Here is a 1224-nt window from a genome sequence, read left to right on the forward strand (position 1 = left end):
TGATCATCGACTTGGTGATGGAGCGGATCATCATCATGGTCGCTTCAATTCAGAAAATCGCCCGAGCGGAAGGAACCACGCAGGGCTGCGCCGCGTCATAGAAGCGGGCTCCTGTTGCAGTCCCAGGGAGGCTGTTGATGATCAGGCTTCTCCTCGTCTTTGCCGCGACGCTTGCCTTCGCATGCGGCGGGGCGTGGGCGGCCAAGCTGGACCTAACCACCGTCAATCAGGCCCAATTCGCCACCGGCAAACCGAAGGATGTCGATCCAACCGTGCTGAAGGCGCAGGTTCTTTTGGATCGCGCCCGCTTCTCGCCGGGGCTGATCGACGGTCGCCTTTCAGAGAACTTCGCCAAGGCCGTAGGCGCCTTTCAGGCGGCGAACGGACTCCCACCCGATGGCAAGCTCACTCGGGAGACCTGGGACAAGCTGGTGGCAACTTCCACCGAGCCGGTGCTGGTCACCTATGAGGTGACGCGCAAGGATGTGCGCGGACCCTTCACCAAGCGTATCCAGGCTCGCATGGAGCGGATGGCCCGTCTGCGGCGGCTCGGCTATCGTAACGCGGTGGAGAAGCTGGCGGAGCGCTTCCATGTCAGCGAACAGTTGCTCAGAATGCTCAATCCGGGCACCGGCTTCAGGAAGCCCGGAAGGACCTTGGTGGTGCCTGATGTCGACCGGGGCGATTCTCCCGCCGGCGTTGCCGGCATTGAGGTCGATAAGCGCGCTCGCCTGGTGCGCGTGCTCGATCCTTCCGGCAAATGGCTCGCAGTCTACCCCGCCTCGATTGGGAGCGATGAAAACCCGGCGCCAAGCGGCATGGCGGAGGTCAAGCGCGTGGTGCGCAACCCCACCTATCACTACGATCCGGATCTCGCTTTCAAGGGAGTCAAGACCAAGCGGCCCTTCACCATCGCTGCCGGGCCTAACAATCCCGTGGGATCGGTCTGGATCGATCTCTCCATCGAAAGCTACGGCATCCACGGCACGCCCGAACCGGGCAAGATCGGCACGACCTTCTCGCATGGCTGCATCCGACTGACCAACTGGGATGCCGAAGATCTCGGCTCCATCGTGCAGCCGGGCACGAAAGTCGAGTTCAAGAACGAGATCGCCCGTGCCGCCGACAAGCTTGCTCCGTAGCAAAATGGATTGGCCAGCAGACCTGCTCTCGCAGGATATTCCTGAGGAAAGTGCAGAATTGGACGCAGTGCGTGCTTCGCGC

General features: G+C 61.9%; 1 protein-coding gene. It reads left to right on the forward strand.

Annotation, left to right across the window (positions count from 1 at the left end; translation table 11 throughout):
- The first annotated feature begins 137 nt into the window (after positions 1 to 137).
- On the forward strand, positions 138 to 1142 hold the full coding sequence (locus E5W87_RS35340; RefSeq protein WP_292408578.1) for a L,D-transpeptidase: 1005 nt from the start codon (positions 138 to 140) through the stop codon (positions 1140 to 1142).
- The last annotated feature ends 82 nt before the right edge of the window (positions 1143 to 1224 follow it).

The organism is Mesorhizobium sp., from assembly GCF_004962925.1.
In the GTDB taxonomy this organism is placed as follows: domain Bacteria; phylum Pseudomonadota; class Alphaproteobacteria; order Rhizobiales; family Rhizobiaceae; genus Mesorhizobium.

Bases quoted from the DNA above. Each gene is read 5' to 3' on its own strand.
- E5W87_RS35340 (WP_292408578.1), top strand. From the start codon at position 138: ATGATCAGGCTTCTCCTCGTCTTTGCCGCGACGCTTGCCTTCGCATGC.